The sequence below is a fragment of the Microbispora sp. CSR-4 genome (genome assembly GCF_008033685.1).
In the GTDB taxonomy this organism is placed as follows: Bacteria; Actinomycetota; Actinomycetes; order Streptosporangiales; family Streptosporangiaceae; genus Microbispora.
Genome location: NZ_VJVX01000024.1, coordinates 55,989 through 71,770, shown reverse-complemented (window position 1 = coordinate 71,770; position 15,782 = coordinate 55,989). Strand labels below are relative to the sequence as shown.

Genomic DNA, 15,782 nt, shown 5'->3' with positions numbered 1-15,782 from the left:
TTTCGCCTCGTCCGGGTAAATCTACCCGTGAGTAGTCGCCCGCGAATCCATCTTTTCCGTCGCCTTTCCCAAGGATCTGCTTAATAGTCGGTGAACACGTCTCAGGGACGCCGGCAGGCGACCATCGACGTACGGGCGTGCGGCCCGCCGTACCAGAAGCGCCAGCCGAGGTCGTAGACCTCGACGTCGGCGGCGCCGCACTCCGTGAGCACCTCGGCGTACTGCCGGGCGTTGCGGAAGTCGGCGATCCGCAGCAGGCCGCCGGGCCTGAGCACGCGGAACGCCTCGCGCACCGCCTCCGCGCGGCCCTCCTCCTGGGGGATGTTGTGGATCGCGAGGCTGGAGACGACGAGGTCGAACGCGCCGTCGTCGAACGGGAGGTCGCGCATGTCCCCGGTGACCAGGTCGACCCGGTCGGCGACCCCCTCCGCCCGCGCGTTGGCCCAGGTGGCGTCCTGGCTGTTGCCCGACTGGTCTTTCGTCGACCACAGGTCGATGCCGGTGGCCTTGCCCGACGACAGCCGCGCCGCGGCCTTGAGCAGCACCAGGCCGCGGCCGCATCCGAGGTCGAGGACCCGCTCGTCCCCCTTCAGGCCGAGCCGGTCGAGCTCGGCGTCCCAGACCGCGAACTTGCCGCGAAGAGTGGTGTGCGCGAACACCGCGCCCCCCGCCACCAGCATGATCCCGCCCACGAGGAGCACGACGGCCGGGATCGGCCAGCCGATCCCGAAGAGCACGGCGGCGAAGGCCAGCTCGGCGACGCCGCCGAGGATCAGTCCGGCCAGCACGCCGGGCGCGTCCACACCATAGTTCGTACGCGAATCGATCACCGTTGGTTCTTACCGCCGACGCACCCGTCGTGTACAGGGCCCGTGCGCGGCGGGAGCCGCCGGACCCGGAGCCGCGTGCACGGGCCGGACGCGGGAGGATGGCGGCATGAGCGTGACTCTCTCCGATGCCCGCATCGTCACTCCCGACGGCGTCCACGACGGCTGGCTCACCATCGAGGACGGCAGGATCACCCACATCGGGCGCGGGCAGGCCCCGCGCGACGGGCTCGGCCTGGGCGGGCGCACCGTCGTCCCCGGCTTCGTCGACATCCACAGCCACGGCGGTGCAGGCGGCAGCTTCCCGGACGGCGACCCGGAGACCGCCGCCGCGGTCGCGGCCTTCCACCTCGGCCGCGGCTCGACCACCCTCATGGCGAGCCTCGTCACCGCCGCGCCCGACACGCTCGCGCGGACCGCCGCGACGCTCGCCGACCTGTGCGAGGAGGGCCTGCTCGCCGGCATCCACTTCGAGGGGCCCTACATCGCCAGATCGCGCTGCGGCGCGCACGAGCCCACGCTGCTGCGCGAGCCCGACGTGGCGGAGTTCCGGGCGCTGGTGAAGGCCGGGCGGGGCCACGTGCGGATGCTGACGATCGCGCCCGAGCTGCCGAACGCGCTCGACGTGATCAGGGAGGCCGCCGCCGAGGGCGTCGTCGCCGCGCTGGGCCACAGCGACGCGACGTACGAGCAGACGATCGAGGGGATCGACGCCGGGGCCACCGTGGCCACCCACCTCTACAACGCGCTGCCGCCGCTCGGCCACCGCGCGCCCGGGCCGATCGCCGCCCTGCTCCAGGACGAGCGGGTGACCGTCGAGCTGATCAACGACGGCGTCCACGTACATCCGGCGATGCTGCGCCTGGCCATGCACGCCGCGGGTGCGGACCGTACGGCCCTGGTCACCGACGCGATGGCGGCGACCGGCATGGGCGACGGGCGCTACCCGCTCGGCCCGATGACCGTCGACGTCGTGGACGGGGTGGCCAGGATCGCCTCCGACGCTCCCGGAGGCGGCCCGATCGCCGGCAGCACGCTCACGATGGACGTGGCCTTCCGCCGCACCGTGCGGGAGGTCGGGCGCTCGCTCGTCGACACCGCGCTGATGGCCTCGCTCACCCCCGCCCGCGTCCTCGGGCTGGACGGCGAGATCGGCTCGATCACGGTCGGCAAGTACGCCGACCTCGTGGTGCTCGACGACGACCTGGGCGTCGGCGGCGTGATGAAGCGCGGCGCCTGGATCCGCCACCCCTGACCGGCCGGGAGAAGCCGAAGGCCGGGCCCGCCGGGCCCGGCCCTCTCCAGGTCATGGTTCAGCGCTGCGGCGGGGCGACGACGACCTCGACGCGCTGGAACTCCTTGAGGTCGGAGTAGCCGGCGGTGGCCATCGTGCGGCGCAGCGCGCCGAGCAGGTTCATCGAGCCGTCGGCCAGCGACGACGGGCCGTGCAGGATCTCCCGCAGCGTGCCGATCGTGCCGAACTCCACCCGCTTGCCGCGCGGCAGCTCGGGGTGGTGGGCCTCGGAGCCCCAGTGGAACCCGCGGCCGGGGGCCTCGGAGGCCCGCGCGAGCGGCGAGCCCACCATCACGGCGTCGGCGCCGCAGGCGATCGCCTTGGCGATGTCGCCGGAGCCGCCCATGCCGCCGTCGGCGATGACGTGGACATACCGGCCGCCCGACTCGTCCATGTAGTCGCGGCGGGCCGCGGCCACGTCGGAGATCGCGGTGGCCATCGGCACGACCACGCCCAGCACGTTGCGGGTGGTGTGCGAGGCGCCGCCGCCGAAGCCGACCAGCACGCCCGCCGCGCCGGTGCGCATGAGGTGCAGCGCCGCCGTGTAGGTCGCGCAGCCGCCCACGATCACCGGGACGTCGAGCTCGTAGATGAACTGCTTGAGGTTGAGCGGCTCGGCCCGGCCCGACACGTGCTCGGCGGAGACCGTCGTGCCGCGGATCACGAAGATGTCCACGCCCGCGTCGATCACGGCCTTGTGGTGCTGCACGGTGCGCTGCGGCGACAGCCGTACGGCGGTCGTGACACCGGCCGCGCGGATCTCCTCGATGCGCCGGCCGATCAGCTCGTCCTTGATCGGCGCGGTGTAGATCTCCTGCAGCCGCCGGGTCGCGGCCTCCTGGTCGAGGGCGGCGACCTCCTCGAGGAGCGGCGCCGGGTCCTCGTAGCGGGTCCACAGCCCTTCGAGGTCGAGCACGCCGAGGCCGCCCAGGCGCCCGATCTCGATGGCGGTCTGCGGCGACACGACGCTGTCCATCGGGCTCGCCACGAGCGGAGAGTCGAACCGGTAGGCGTCGATCTGCCAGGAGATCGACACCTCCTCCGGGTCACGGGTGCGCCGGGAGGGCACGATGCCGATCTCGTCCAGCGCGTAGGCACGCCGCCCGCTCTTGCCGCGCCCGATCTCCACCTGTGTCATATCGCCTGTTCTTTCCGTTTCTTCCGGTACGAGTTATCGACCGTGGTAGTTCGGAGCCTCGACCGTCATCTGGATGTCATGCGGGTGGCTCTCCTTGAGCCCGGCCGCCGTGATCGGCATGAGCTGCGCCTTCTCGTGCAGCTCCTCGATCGTCCGGGAGCCGGTGTACCACATGCCCTGCCGCAGGCCGCCGACGAGCTGGTGGGCCACCGCCGCGACCGGGCCGCGGTAGGGCACCTGCCCCTCGATGCCCTCGGGGATGTACTTGTCCTCCCCGGACACGTCGGCCTGCGCGTACCTGTCCTTGCTGAACGACGCGCCGCCGCGCTCGCGGTTGCGCACCGCGCCGAGCGACCCCATGCCCCGGTAGGACTTGAACTGCTTGCCGTTGATGAAGATCAGCTCGCCGGGCGACTCCTCGCAGCCGGCCAGCAGCGAGCCGAGCATGACCGTGTCGGCCCCGGCGGCCAGCGCCTTTGCGATGTCGCCCGAGTATTGCAGGCCGCCGTCGCCGATGACCGGCACGCCGGCCGGGCCGCACGCCAGCGCGGCCTCGTAGATGGCGGTGAGCTGCGGGGCGCCCACGCCCGCGACGACCCGGGTGGTGCAGATCGAGCCCGGCCCGACGCCCACCTTGACCGCGTCGGCGCCCGCGTCGACCAGCGCCTGCGCGCCCGCGCGGGTGGCGACGTTGCCGCCGATGACGTCCACCCGGCCGTTGGCCTTGATCTTGGCGACCATGTCGGCCACGCCGCGCGAGTGCCCGTGCGCGGTGTCGACGACGATGACGTCCGCGCCCGCCTCGATCAGCGTCATGGCGCGCTCCTCGGCGTCGCCGGCGACGCCGACCGCCGCGCCGACCATCAGGCGGCCGTCGGCGTCCTTGGTCGCGATCGGATACTGCTCGCTCTTGGTGAAGTCCTTGACCGTGATGAGGCCCTGGAGGCGGCCGGCCTCGTCCACGAGGGGGAGCTTCTCGACCTTGTTCTGCCGCAGCAGCCGGAACGCCTCGTCGCGGTCCACCCCGACCGGCGCCGTCACCAGCGGCATCGGGGTCATGACATCGCGTACGGCCCGGCTCTGGTCGCTCTCGAAGCGCATGTCGCGGTTGGTGACGATGCCCACGAGCACGCCGTCCGCGTCGGTCACCGGGACCCCGGAGATCCGGTAGGTCGCGCACAGCCGCTCGACGTCGGCGAGGGTGTCCTCGGGAGAGCAGGTGACGGGGTTGGTCACCATCCCCGCCTCCGACCGCTTGACCAGGTCGACCTGCTGCGCCTGCTCCTCGATCGAGAGGTTGCGGTGCAGGATGCCGATGCCGCCCTGCCGCGCCATGGCGACCGCCATACGCGCCTCGGTGACCGTGTCCATCGCGGCCGACACCAGCGGGATGCGCAGCGTGATGGTGCGGGACAGCCGGGTCGTCGTGTCCGCGTCCCCCGGCTGCAGGTCCGAATAGGCGGGAACGAGGAGCACGTCGTCGAACGTGAGTCCCGGTTCGGTGAACTTGGCCATCTGCTGCACCCCTCCTGCGCTGTGGGTCCCTCGCGCGTAGGTCCCTCGCCAGACCCGAGGTCAGTCTAGTGGGCGCCCCAAACCGCTTCCGGCCGACCTGTCAAGAGGGAGGGCACAAAAAGTGGGGGGACCGGCTTCCGGTCCCCCCACTTCCCCGCGTCGTGCCCGCCACGCCCGTCGAGCCCCCCTCCGCGCCCGGCAGACGCGGCGTTCCCGGCTAACGCTGGGTCAAGAATGCGTCACGCAGCGTCTATGCGCAAGGGCGTAACGTGCAACTGCACAAAGATGCATTTCCCGTCTCCCGGAACTGTGCCGGAAACAAATGCGAACCCTCACGTCCATACAAAAGCCGCCACCGTCGGCCGTGCCAAATGTGGGAACAGTGCGGACAGCGTGCGATATCCGAGCTATTCTCGCGATCCAAGAGCGAGGGGGGTGCGGCGGAAGTCGGCGCACCGGAGGCCGGAAAACGTTTTCGCCCGGCCAATCAGCGTGTGGATCAACGCGTACGACGCGATCGGCACGCCGCGACCGGCACGGCACCATCAGTGCGGCGCGACCAGTGCGGTGCCACGGGCGCCGCGCGACCAGTGTGACCACCGACGGAGCGAGCATGAGTACGACGCGCAACCCCGCCTCCCAGGCCGACCCGTTCGAGAGCCTCGGGCTCTCCCCCGACCAGGCGGCCCTCTACACGGCCATGCTGCGGCTGCACCGCGCCACGCTGACCGAGCTGGCCGAGGCCGTCGACCGGCCCGCAGAGGACGTTCTCGACGCCCTGGACGGGCTCGTACGGCTCGGCGCGGTCAACCGGCGGCGCGAGGAGTTCCTCGCCCGGCATCCGGTCGCGACGATCGGACGGCTGGTGGCCGAACGGCTCGACCGCATGGCCCGGGAGACCCGCCAGATCGACGAGGTGCTCGCGGCGGCCGGCCGCCTGACCCATCACTACGACGCGGGCCACGACTGGCACAGCGGGCGGTTCTCGGTCGAGCCGCTGAGCGGCGCCGACGAGCTCTGGGAGAGCGTGATCGGCCTCGCTTTGCAGGCGCCCCCCGCCGAGCTGGTCATGGCCGTGCCCGACCGCCGCACCATGGCCAGGTTCGCCGACGGATTCGTCGGCCAGTGGATCCAGGCCGCCGCGGACGGCATCCTGCGCCCGCGGATGGTCGTCGCGCTCGACGCCGTGTCCGAGCCCGCCATGCGGCAGGTGTGCGCGCGGTTCTCGGCGGCGGGCGCGGGGCTGCGCGCCCTCGACACGGTGCCGAGCTGGTTCTTCGCGCTCGGCGAGGGCACCGCCGGGCTGCCCGCCGAGTGGGGCGTCCCGCTGCCCGAGCACTCCTACAACTGCTACCTGGTCCACGCCCCGGTGGCGGTGGGGGCGCTGCGGGCGCTGTTCGAGGAGCTGTGGGCCCGGGCCGCGCCGATCTTCCCGCGCAACAACGCCCAGCAGGTGCTGCGGCTGGCCGCGCGCGGCCTGTCCGACGACGCCATCGCCCGCCACCTCGGCGTCTCCGTACGCACGGTGCGGGCCAGGTTCGCCGAGGCGATGTCGGAGCTTGGGGCCCAGTCCCGTTTCCACGCCGGAGTGGAGGCGGCCCGCCGCGGCTGGCTGTGAGACCACCTCCAGGATCACGGCCGGATCACGGCCCGACCAGCAGATGGGGCGCTCTTTCGCTCGTGGAGGGGGCCGTGGTCATAAGGTGGGATGCGTGCTGGAAGACGTCCCCCGCGACCCGTTCGCGGATGACCCCAACGACCCCGCGGCGGAGCTTGGAGCGCCCGATGACGTGGAGCCGCTGACGCTCGCCGAACGCGACGAGGCGCTGACCGATCTCGCCGACGTGGAGGTCTTCCGTTCCCTGCTCGAACCCCAGGGCGTGCTCGGTCTCGTCCTCGACTGCCCGGAGTGCGGGGAACAGCACTACTTCGACTGGGACCTGCTGCGCGGCAACCTGCGCCAGATGATCGACAACGGCCGGCCGCAGGTCCACGAGCCGGCCTACCAGCCCGACCCGGCCGACTACGTCAGCTGGGAGTACGCCCGGGGCTATGTGGACGGTGTGATCGACACGGAGGAGAGCCGCTGACTGTCCACGTCGACGACGAGCGCGCCGAGCAAGCGGATGGCGGCGTCCGCGCCGCCCACCAGCTCACGGCGGGCCAGCGCGTCGAGGAGGGCATCGGTCCTCAGTACTTCGCCCTCCACATCGGCATCGCCGTACGACCCGAGGTGGCGAGCCGTACGACGACGTTTCGTGGTCACGCAATCGACTCCAGCTCGGCCAGTTGCCGGAGCCTGGCGAGCGCACGATGCTGCGCGACCCGGACGGCACCTGGTGACATGCCGAGTACATTACCCGTCTCTTCGGCCGACAGGCCCGACACCACCCGCAGGATGAGGAGCTCGCGCTGCGTGTCCGGGAGCCGGGCGAGCAGATCGCGGGCGTGCTGCGCCTCGATGTAGCGCACGACCGTCTCCTCCGGTCCCGGTCCCTCGTCGGGCCCGTCCGGCAGGTCCTGCGTCGGCACGGCCGAGCGCACCGAGCTGCGCAGCGCGTCGGCCACCTTGTGGGAGGCGATGCCGAAGACGAACGAGGCGAACGGGCGGCCCATGTCGCGGTAGCGCGGCAGTGCCGACAGCACCGCGATGCACACCTCCTGGGCCACGTCGTCGGCGATGTGGTATTGACCGGACACCCTGCCCAGTCGGGCTCTGCAGTAGCGAACCACCATCGGGCGTAAATGTCCCAGCAGTGATTCGATCGCGGTGCGATCTCCCTGTACGGCAAGGCTGGTCAGTTCCCTGAGGTCGGGCTCATCCGATCTCGTCGCAAGCCTTACCCCAGTTACGGCGTCGGCGACGCATCCCTCGGTCACGTTAGGCATGATGCCCGCCGCGATCGTTCATGTCGTCATGGTTAATGGCTACGGATTGGTCACATTGACGCGTCGATAACACGCCGTAATCATGTGATCACTCGTCCGTTGGAACATTCCAACCAGAAAGCCCAAAACGCGGGATATACGCCGGACGACTTGACAGGGAAAAAGAAGCGTGCGTCGTTCGCATTGCCCGCGAGGCGGCTTCGTCCCCGGCGGCCCGTCCCGCGACACGGCGGGCAGGGGGCGGGCACGGGGCGGGCACGGGGGGCACGGGGCGGAAAAGCAGCGCGCCCCGCGGTCCGCCCTTGCGGGCGGGCGCGGGGCGCGAGGCGCGGAAGGCGCGGGATCAGTGGCCGTGACCGTGGCCGTGGCCGTGGCCGCCGTTGGCGGCCGGAGCCTCCTCCTCGGGCTTGTCCACGACGAGGGCCTCGGTCGTGAGCAGCATGCCGGCGATGGACGCGGCGTTCTGCACGGCCGAACGGGTCACCTTGACGGGGTCGATGACGCCCTGGCCCACCAGGTCGCCGTACTCGCCGGTGGCGGCGTTGAGGCCCTCACCCGCGTTCAACTCGGCGATCTTGGTGGTGACGACGTAACCCTCCAGGCCCGCGTTCTCGGCGATCCAGCGGGCGGGCTCGATCAGCGCCTTGCGGACGATCGAGACACCGGTGGCCTCGTCGCCGGTCAGGCCCAGGTCGTCGAGCTCCTTGGACACGTGCACGAGCGCGGAGCCACCGCCGGAGACGATGCCCTCCTCGATCGCGGCGCGGGTCGCGGAGATCGCGTCCTCGAGGCGGTGCTTCTTCTCCTTCAGCTCCACCTCGGTGGCGGCGCCGACGCGCAGCACGCACACGCCGCCGGCCAGCTTCGCGAGACGCTCCTGGAGCTTCTCGCGGTCCCAGTCGGAGTCGGACTGCTCGATCGCGACCTTGATCTCGCGGATGCGGTCCTCGATCGCCTGGGCGTCGCCGGCGCCGTCCACGATCGTCGTGGTGTCCTTGTTGACCACGACGCGGCGGGCCGTGCCGAGCACCTCGAGGCCGACGTGCTCCAGCTTGAGGCCGACCTCCTCGCTGACGACCTGGCCGCCGGTGAGGATCGCGATGTCCTGCAGCATGGCCTTGCGGCGGTCGCCGAAGCCCGGGGCCTTGACGGCGACGGACGTGAAGGTGCCGCGGATCTTGTTGGTCACCAGGACGGCCAGGGCCTCGCCCTCGACGTCCTCGGCGATGACCAGCAGCTGGCGCTTGGTCTGGGCGACCTTCTCCAGCAGCGGCAGGAAGTCCGCGATGGAGGAGATCTTGCCCTGGGTGATGAGGATGTACGGGTCCTCGAGGACCGCCTCCATGCGCTCGGAGTCGGTCACCATGTAGTGCGACAGGTAGCCCTTGTCGAACTGGAGGCCCTCGGTGAACTCCAGCTCCAGGCCCATCGCGTTGGACTCCTCGACGGTGATGACACCGTCCTTGCCCACCTTGTCGAACGCCTCGGCGATCAGGCCGCCGATCTTCGCGTCCTGCGCGGAGATCGTCGCGACGTTGGCGATCTCCTTCTTGTCCTCGACGTGGCGGGCGCTGCTGAGCAGGCGCTCGCTGACCGCCTGGGCGGCCTTGTCGATGCCGCGCTTGAGCCCGAGCGGCTGCGCGCCGGCGGCCACGTTGCGCAGGCCCTCGCGGACCATGGCCTGGGCCAGGACGGTCGCGGTGGTGGTGCCGTCGCCCGCGATGTCGTTGGTCTTGGTGGCGACTTCCTTGGCGAGCTGGGCGCCCAGGTTCTCGTACGGCTTGTCCAGCTCGACCTCGCGAGCGATGGTCACACCGTCGTTCGTGATCGTCGGCGCACCGAACTTCTTGTCGATGACGACATTGCGGCCGCGGGGGCCGAGCGTCACCTTGACGGCGTCGGCGAGAGCGTTCACACCACGCTCGAGAGCGCGCCGCGCGTCCTCTTCGAACTCCAGGATCTTCGGCATTCAGGTCTCCTTGTGAGCGCGCGGAGCCCCGGGCGCAAGGTCCCGGGGCTCCACAAGCCGGCGCGGCCTACTTCTCGATGATGGCGAGCACGTCGCGGGCCGAGAGCACCAGGTACTCCTCGCCGCCGTACTTGACCTCGGTGCCGCCGTACTTGCTGTAGAGGACGACGTCGCCCTCCTTGACGTCGAGCGGGATGCGCTTCTCGCCGTCCTCGTCCCAGTTGCCCGGGCCCACAGCGAGGACACGGCCCTCCTGCGGCTTCTCCTTGGCGGTGTCCGGGATGACCAGGCCGGAGGCGGTGGTCTGCTCGGCCTCAAGCGGCTGGACCACGATGCGGTCGCCAAGCGGCTTAACGGGAACCTTGGTGGCGGTCGTCACGATCGGACCTCCCCTTCAGATTGCGATGAATGAGCTGAAGAGGCGACCAGCGGCCTGCCGTCGCGGGTGTCAGACCTGTCTCGTCGCTGTTGGCACTCTCAATGGCAGAGTGCCAACACGAAACAGTATGCAAGTGGCGCGTGACAGTCAACACGAACCGGCATCGCAGGTCAGACGCATCCGGTGGCGACGCTCCCGAGGTTATGCCCCGTCCGCCGCGCCGGCGTCACCGCCGCCCGCTTCCGGCGGACCGGCGCCTCTCAGCAGGGACAGGCCGCGGGAGGCGCGACGGCGGGCCGGGTTGCCGGCACAGGCGGCGGGGCCACGTTGCGCGGACAGGTCGCGGGGAGTCGCGGCGACAGGCGGCGGGCCAGGTCGCGGGGACAGGGCGCGGGGCGCGGGGCGCGGGGACAGGGCGCGGGACGCGGGGACAGGGCGCGGGCCGCGGGGACGGTCAGGCGCGCGAGGCGTACGACCCGGAGCGGACGTCGTCCAGGAGGCCGGGGCGGCTCGGCCTCCAGCCGAGGACCTTCCTGGCCAGGTCGCCGCTCACCACCTGGCTCAGGGCCAGCCCCTCGGCGAAGGGACGCCCGAGCACCTCACCCGCCTCGTCGATCGGCCACGGCACGGCCTTCCCCGTACGGCCCGCGGCCGCCGCCACGTCGGCGACGCTCACCGCCTCCTCGGCGACGGCGTGGAAAAGGCTCCCCGGCGCCGCCTTCTCGATCGCGAGCACGAGCAGGTCCGCCAGGTCGTCGACGTGCACGGTCGCCCAGGTGGGCGCCGGGCCGCCCGCGTGGACATAGCGGCCGTCCTCCTGCCCGGGGGCGGTGAGCAGGGTGGGGATGCCGACGCCCCGGCCGTACACGATGCCGGGCCTCACGACGACGCCGCCCGCGTCGAGCACGAGCCGTTCCACCCGCGGGCGATAGCGGGAGGGGGTGATGGGGTTCACCGGCGCGTCCTCGCCCGCCGCCTCGGTGGTGGCGCCGAGCACCCAGACGCCGCTGATGTAGACGAGCCGCGCGCCCCCTCCGGCCAGCGCCTCGATCGCCGCGACGTCCACCTGCTCGTCACCGGTGGGGTTGGCGGAGTGCACGACGACGTCGATGTCCGGCGTCACCGCGCTCTTGAGGGTCTCGGGTTCGTACAGGTCGCCATGGCGCACCTCGCCAGGAACGGCGGTGTCGCGGGCCTTCGGCCGTACGAGCGCGACCGCCTCGTGGCCGCGCTCGGCGAGCCGCTCCGTCAGCACCGAACCGATGTAGCCGGTCGCGCCCAGCACCAGGACCTTCATTTTTCCACCTCTAACATTTTGATGTTTGACTGTTCGATGCAAAAGGTAGCGTGGATCCCATCGATATTTCAACGTCGAAATGTCCGTTACCATGGGTGGTGGAGGAGGAGCGGCGAGGAGAACCCAGACCGCGCGCGCTATGAACGACACCCTCACGAACGAGACCCCCGGGAACGACACCCTCGCCGCCGGCGACCCCGCTCCCCACAACGACGCCGTCGACCAGATCCTCGGCCAGTGGGCCCGGGTGCGCCCTGACGTCGACTGCTCGGCGATGGGAGTGGCCGGGCGGATCTCCCGCGCGTCCCGCCTGCTGGAGAAGGGCATCAAGGAGTATTTCGCCGGGCACGACATCGAACCATGGGAGTTCGACGTGCTCGCGACGCTCCGCCGTGCCAACCCCGATCACCGGCTCTGCATGAGCGATCTCGCCACGGCCGCCATGGTCAGTTCCGCCGCGCTCACCAACCGGGTGGACCGCCTCGTCGCCCGGGGCCTGGTGCATCGCGAGGTCGCGCCGTCCAACCGCCGCATGGTCCTGATCACCCTCACCGGCGAGGGCCGTACGGTGGTCGACACCCTGCTGGAGGGTCACGTGGCCAACGAGGAGCGGATGCTGTCCGGCCTCACCGGCGAGGATCGGGAGCGGCTGTCGGGGCTGCTCTGCAAGCTGCTCGCCTCGCTCGGCGACACCGGCTCCCGCTGACCGGCCCCGAGCCTGCGGTCACCGCCTCCGCGGTCGCCGCCGCCGCGATCGTCCACACGACGAAGCCTCCGCCGACGTGCGCGGCTCGGCGACACCGGCTCCCGCCGACCGGCCCCGGAGCCGTCGTCGGCTCCGGGTTGTCCACAGGGCGGAGCCTCCGGCCGACGTGCGGGTCCGGCAAACGGTAGCGTCGCGAGCGTGGACCTGGACGCCTTCCGCACGCTGCTCACACCCGCCGGGCGCGGGGCCCTCGACGAGGCCGTGAAGATACTCGCCGACGGCGCCGATCCCGTGGCCGCCGCGAGCGCGATGCGCCGAAGCCACCCGGCCGACCTGACGGCGGCGGCGCTCACCCAGGCGTCGCTGCGGCGGCGGGCCGAGGCGAAGTTCGGCCCCGACGCCGCCGTCATGTACTTCACCCCTCACGGGCTGGAGCAGGCCACCCGTCCCGAGGTCGCCGCACACCGCGCTGCCAGGATCCGGGCCTCCGGAATCCGGGCCGGCGACATCCGGGCCGGCGGAGGGCCGGAGGGCGGCCCCTCCGTGCTGGACGTCTGCTCCGGGATCGGCGGCGACCTGCTCGCGCTGGCGAGGGCGGGCTGCCCGGTGCACGCCGTGGACCTCGACCCGCTGACCGTGGAGATCGCCCGGGCCAACGCGGCGGCGCTCGGCCTGTCCGCCCTGGTCGACGTCCGCACGGGCGACGCCGCGCTGGCCGACCCCGGCGGATACGACCTGCTGTTCGCCGATCCCGCCAGAAGGGGGGCCAGGGGACGGACCTTCGACCCGATGGCCTACTCCCCCACGTGGCCGGTCGTGCTCGACCTGGTGGCCCGCGCCCCGGCGGCCTGTCTGAAGGTGGCCCCCGGCATCCCGTACGAGTTCATCCCGGAGGGCGCCGAGGCCGAGTGGGTGTCCTACCGCGGCGAGGTGAAGGAGGCGGCGATCTGGACCGGCATGGGGCCGGGCGGGCGCCGCGCCACCCTGCTGCCGTCCGGGGCCACGCTCACGGCGTCCGGCGCCGAGGCGGAGACCGGGCCGGTGGGCCGCTATCTCTACGAGCCCGACGGCGCCGCGGTGCGGGCCCACCTGGTCGCCGAGGTCGCGGCCCTCGTGTCAGGCCGTCTGCTCGATCCCCGGATCGCCTACATCACGAGCGACCGGCTCGTACGGACGGAATGGGCGCCCTGCTACGAGGTGACCGACGTCATGCCGTTCTCGCTCAAGCGGCTGAGAGCGGCGCTGCGCGAGCGGCGCGTCGGCGTGGTCACCATCAAGAAGCGCGGGTCCGCCGTCGATGTCGAACGGCTGCGCAAGGATCTTCGGCTTTCCGGCGACAATTCCTGCGTGATCGTGCTAACCCGCATCGAAGAAAGGCCGTTCGCCCTGCTCTGCGAGCCCGCTACCAGCACGGACGGGTAATACCGCGACAATTCACCGGCAATTACCGCCTTTCTCATTCCACGCCTGATGGCCGCGGGTCAGGGCCTAAAGTTGGCGGTCGGGCGTGCCGCCTGTTCGTTCATCTGCGCGAGACGGGCCGAACCGACGTTTCGGCGAGTGAAGGAGCATTCTCGGTGGAGCATTCCAGCCACAACCTCCTCCAGGCGGGCAGCCAGACCGCCATCTCCGACCGGATGCGTGAGCTGCTCGCCCGGGCGGCCCAGGACCACGTCTACGAGCAGAGGACGCAGGGCGCCGTGCTCGACGAGATCCGCCAGCGGCTGGAAGGCATGGAGTGGCTCCTGCGCGAGGTGCGCGAGCGTGAGCTGGGCGGTCTCGGCGTCGCGCTTGAGGCGATCACCCAGCGGCTTGACGACATGACGGTCCGGCCGCCCGCGTGGGCGGAGGGGCTGGCGCAGCACATGGAACTGCTCCGCGACCACGTGGACGAGGTCGGCGGCCGGACCCAGAGCCTCGCCGAGCGGATGGCGGACGTCTCGCGCCGGCTCGGCAAGTTCCAGGGCAGCATGGAGGCCGCCGCCGGGCGGTTCACCCGGATCGACAAGACCCTCGCCGCGCTCACCGAGCGCACCGAACGGCTCGAAGCCGTCGTGGTCGAACGGCTCGACTCGGTCGGCGGCCGGATCGACGCGGTGGAGAGCGGAGTCGAGGCGGTCGGTGAACGCGTCGGCAACCTGCCCGCCGATCTCGGCATCGGGGAGCTGCGCGGCACCGTGGCCGGTCTCGGTCACGCCGTCGAGGGCATGGACGCCAGGGTGACCGCGCTGGGCGCGGGCGTCGGGGACGTCGCCGCCGGCGTGGACGAGATGAGCACCACCATCGCGGGCATGAACGCCGACCTCACCCTGGCCGCGGGAGCCGTCGTGCCCCTCGCGGACGCGGTGCGCAGCAGGCCCGACCGCGAACAGATCGCCGAGACCGTCTCGGACGCGGTCACCCGCGCCATGGAACCGGCACGGGGCGACGTCGCCCGGCGGCTCGCCGCGCTGGAGGAGACCATGCTGGCGCTCGCCGAGGTCCTCCTCCGCCCCGCCCGCGGCCACACCGACTGAACCCCGCCGACCGAGAACCGCCCACGGCCACGCTGAACCGAGAACCGCCCACGGCCACGCTGAACCGCCCACCGCCCCTCGGCCAGGCCGAACCTAGGCCCGCCTGCGGTCATGACCGCCCACGAGCACACCCGATCGGCGACCGGCCACGCCTGCCGAGGATCGCTCCCACCGGCCCTGTGACCGTACAGACGGCGGAGGCGAGGGCGGCGGTCAGACGTTGACGACGGTGATCGGGAGCGAGGAGTCCGCCGGGATGTCCAGGGTGGAGGGCCGGACGCCCGCCGCCACAAGGTTCGCGCCGAGCGCCGCCACCATCGCGCCGTTGTCGGTGCACAGGCCGGGCCGTGGCACCCGCAGGCGCACCCCGGCCGCGTCGCAGCGCTCCTGGGCCATGGCACGCAGCCGGGAGTTGGCGGCCACGCCGCCCCCGATCAGCAGGTCCTTCACGTCGTAGCGGGCGCACGCCTGCAGCGCCTTGCGGGTGAGCACGTCCACGACCGCCTCCTGGAACGACGCGGCGACGTCGGCCACGGGCACCGTCTCGCCCGCCGCCTCGCGGGCCTCGACCCACCGGGCCACGGCCGTCTTCAGGCCGGAGAAGGAGAAGTCGAGGGTGCCGTCGTCGTACTTGCCGCGCGGGAACGCCACCGCCGCGCCCGAGCCCTCGCGGGCGGCCCGGTCGATGTGCGGTCCGCCGGGGAACGGCAGCCCGAGCACCCGGGCCACCTTGTCGAACGCCTCCCCGGCCGCGTCGTCCACGGTCGACCCGAGCGAGATCACATCCTGGGCCACGTCGGGCACCAGGAGCAGCGAGGAGTGCCCTCCCGAGACCAGCAGCGCGACCGAGGGCTTGGGCAGCGGGCCGTGCTCCAGCTGGTCCACGGCGACGTGCGCGGCGAGGTGGTTGACCCCGTAGAGCGGGACGCCGAGCCCCAGCGCGTACGCCTTGGCGGCGGCCACACCGACGAGCAGCGCGCCCGCGAGCCCGGGGCCCGCGGTGACGGCGACGGCGTCGATGTCGGAGAAGCGCAGCCCGGCGGCGGTCAGCGCGCCCTCGACCGTGGGCGTCATGGCCTCCAGGTGGGCCCGCGAGGCCACCTCGGGCACGACGCCGCCGAAACGGGCGTGCTCGTCCATGCTGGAGGCGACGGTGTTGGCCAGCAGCGTGTGGCCGCGGACGATGCCGACGCCCGTCTCGTCGCAGGACGTCTCGATCCCCAGGACGATCGGCTCGTCATGCCTGCTCATG

The 15,782-nt window shown here is 71.8% G+C and carries 15 protein-coding genes; 6 read left to right on the top strand and 9 right to left on the bottom strand.

Going from position 1 to position 15,782, the window contains the following annotated elements; all coding sequences use genetic code 11:
- Window positions 1-101: 101 nt before the first annotated feature.
- Window positions 102-830 carry a class I SAM-dependent methyltransferase gene (locus FLV34_RS19160; RefSeq protein WP_221889888.1) on the bottom strand — a complete coding sequence of 243 codons (729 nt, stop codon included), beginning with the start codon at window positions 828-830 and terminating at the stop codon, window positions 102-104.
- Window positions 831-936: 106 nt separating this feature from the next.
- Between FLV34_RS19160 and nagA the strand changes: the two genes are divergently transcribed.
- On the top strand, window positions 937-2,082 hold the full coding sequence (nagA, locus tag FLV34_RS19155) for an N-acetylglucosamine-6-phosphate deacetylase (protein ID WP_142646682.1): 1,146 nt from the start codon (window positions 937-939) through the stop codon (window positions 2,080-2,082).
- A 58-nt stretch (window positions 2,083-2,140) separates the two neighbouring features.
- Here the strand turns inward: nagA and FLV34_RS19150 are convergent, their stop codons facing one another.
- Entirely contained in the window at window positions 2,141-3,259 is a 1,119-nt protein-coding gene (locus tag FLV34_RS19150) for a GuaB3 family IMP dehydrogenase-related protein (protein WP_185948944.1), read from the bottom strand.
- Window positions 3,260-3,292: 33 nt separating this feature from the next.
- Window positions 3,293-4,774, bottom strand: a complete 1,482-nt coding sequence (guaB, locus tag FLV34_RS19145) for an IMP dehydrogenase (RefSeq protein ID WP_142646683.1) — start codon at window positions 4,772-4,774, stop codon at window positions 3,293-3,295.
- A 613-nt stretch (window positions 4,775-5,387) separates the two neighbouring features.
- Between guaB and FLV34_RS19140 the strand changes: the two genes are divergently transcribed.
- Together FLV34_RS19140 and FLV34_RS19135 are read left to right on the top strand one after the other, a co-directional pair.
- A complete protein-coding gene (locus FLV34_RS19140) occupies window positions 5,388-6,392 on the top strand; it encodes a helix-turn-helix domain-containing protein (protein ID WP_142646684.1) in 1,005 nt (334 codons plus the stop codon).
- Window positions 6,393-6,486: 94 nt separating this feature from the next.
- Window positions 6,487-6,864 (top strand): DUF5319 domain-containing protein, encoded by a 378-nt coding sequence (locus FLV34_RS19135; RefSeq protein WP_030508386.1) that lies wholly within the window; start codon window positions 6,487-6,489, stop codon window positions 6,862-6,864.
- On the opposite strand, the gene FLV34_RS19130 is transcribed toward FLV34_RS19135, so the two are convergent.
- From FLV34_RS19130 to FLV34_RS19105, 5 genes are all read right to left on the bottom strand, one after another.
- Window positions 6,825-7,040 (bottom strand): hypothetical protein, encoded by a 216-nt coding sequence (locus tag FLV34_RS19130; RefSeq protein WP_142646685.1) that lies wholly within the window; start codon window positions 7,038-7,040, stop codon window positions 6,825-6,827. The genes FLV34_RS19135 and FLV34_RS19130 overlap by 40 nt on opposite strands.
- Entirely contained in the window at window positions 7,037-7,663 is a 627-nt protein-coding gene (locus FLV34_RS19125) for a sigma-70 family RNA polymerase sigma factor (RefSeq protein ID WP_142563086.1), read from the bottom strand. Before FLV34_RS19125 ends, FLV34_RS19130 begins: the two co-directional genes overlap by 4 nt.
- A gap of 343 nt (window positions 7,664-8,006) precedes the next feature.
- Window positions 8,007-9,632, bottom strand: coding sequence for a chaperonin GroEL (gene groL / locus FLV34_RS19115; protein WP_142646687.1), 1,626 nt, complete (start codon window positions 9,630-9,632; stop codon window positions 8,007-8,009).
- A 67-nt stretch (window positions 9,633-9,699) separates the two neighbouring features.
- On the bottom strand, window positions 9,700-10,014 hold the full coding sequence (gene groES, locus FLV34_RS19110) for a co-chaperone GroES (RefSeq protein WP_111699864.1): 315 nt from the start codon (window positions 10,012-10,014) through the stop codon (window positions 9,700-9,702).
- A 451-nt stretch (window positions 10,015-10,465) separates the two neighbouring features.
- Window positions 10,466-11,308, bottom strand: coding sequence for an NAD-dependent epimerase/dehydratase family protein (locus FLV34_RS19105; RefSeq protein ID WP_142646688.1), 843 nt, complete (start codon window positions 11,306-11,308; stop codon window positions 10,466-10,468).
- 139 nt (window positions 11,309-11,447) lie between these two features.
- Here FLV34_RS19105 and FLV34_RS19100 point away from each other — a divergent pair, with 139 nt between their 5' ends.
- From FLV34_RS19100 to FLV34_RS19090, 3 genes are all read left to right on the top strand, one after another.
- Window positions 11,448-12,014, top strand: coding sequence for a MarR family winged helix-turn-helix transcriptional regulator (locus tag FLV34_RS19100; RefSeq protein WP_142646689.1), 567 nt, complete (start codon window positions 11,448-11,450; stop codon window positions 12,012-12,014).
- A gap of 198 nt (window positions 12,015-12,212) precedes the next feature.
- Window positions 12,213-13,436 (top strand): class I SAM-dependent methyltransferase, encoded by a 1,224-nt coding sequence (locus FLV34_RS19095; RefSeq protein WP_142646690.1) that lies wholly within the window; start codon window positions 12,213-12,215, stop codon window positions 13,434-13,436.
- Window positions 13,437-13,591: 155 nt separating this feature from the next.
- Window positions 13,592-14,530, top strand: coding sequence for a hypothetical protein (locus FLV34_RS19090; protein WP_147943710.1), 939 nt, complete (start codon window positions 13,592-13,594; stop codon window positions 14,528-14,530).
- Window positions 14,531-14,743: 213 nt separating this feature from the next.
- On the opposite strand, the gene tsaD is transcribed toward FLV34_RS19090, so the two are convergent.
- Entirely contained in the window at window positions 14,744-15,781 is a 1,038-nt protein-coding gene (gene tsaD / locus FLV34_RS19085; RefSeq protein WP_142646692.1) for a tRNA (adenosine(37)-N6)-threonylcarbamoyltransferase complex transferase subunit TsaD, read from the bottom strand.
- Window position 15,782 lies beyond the last annotated feature (1 nt).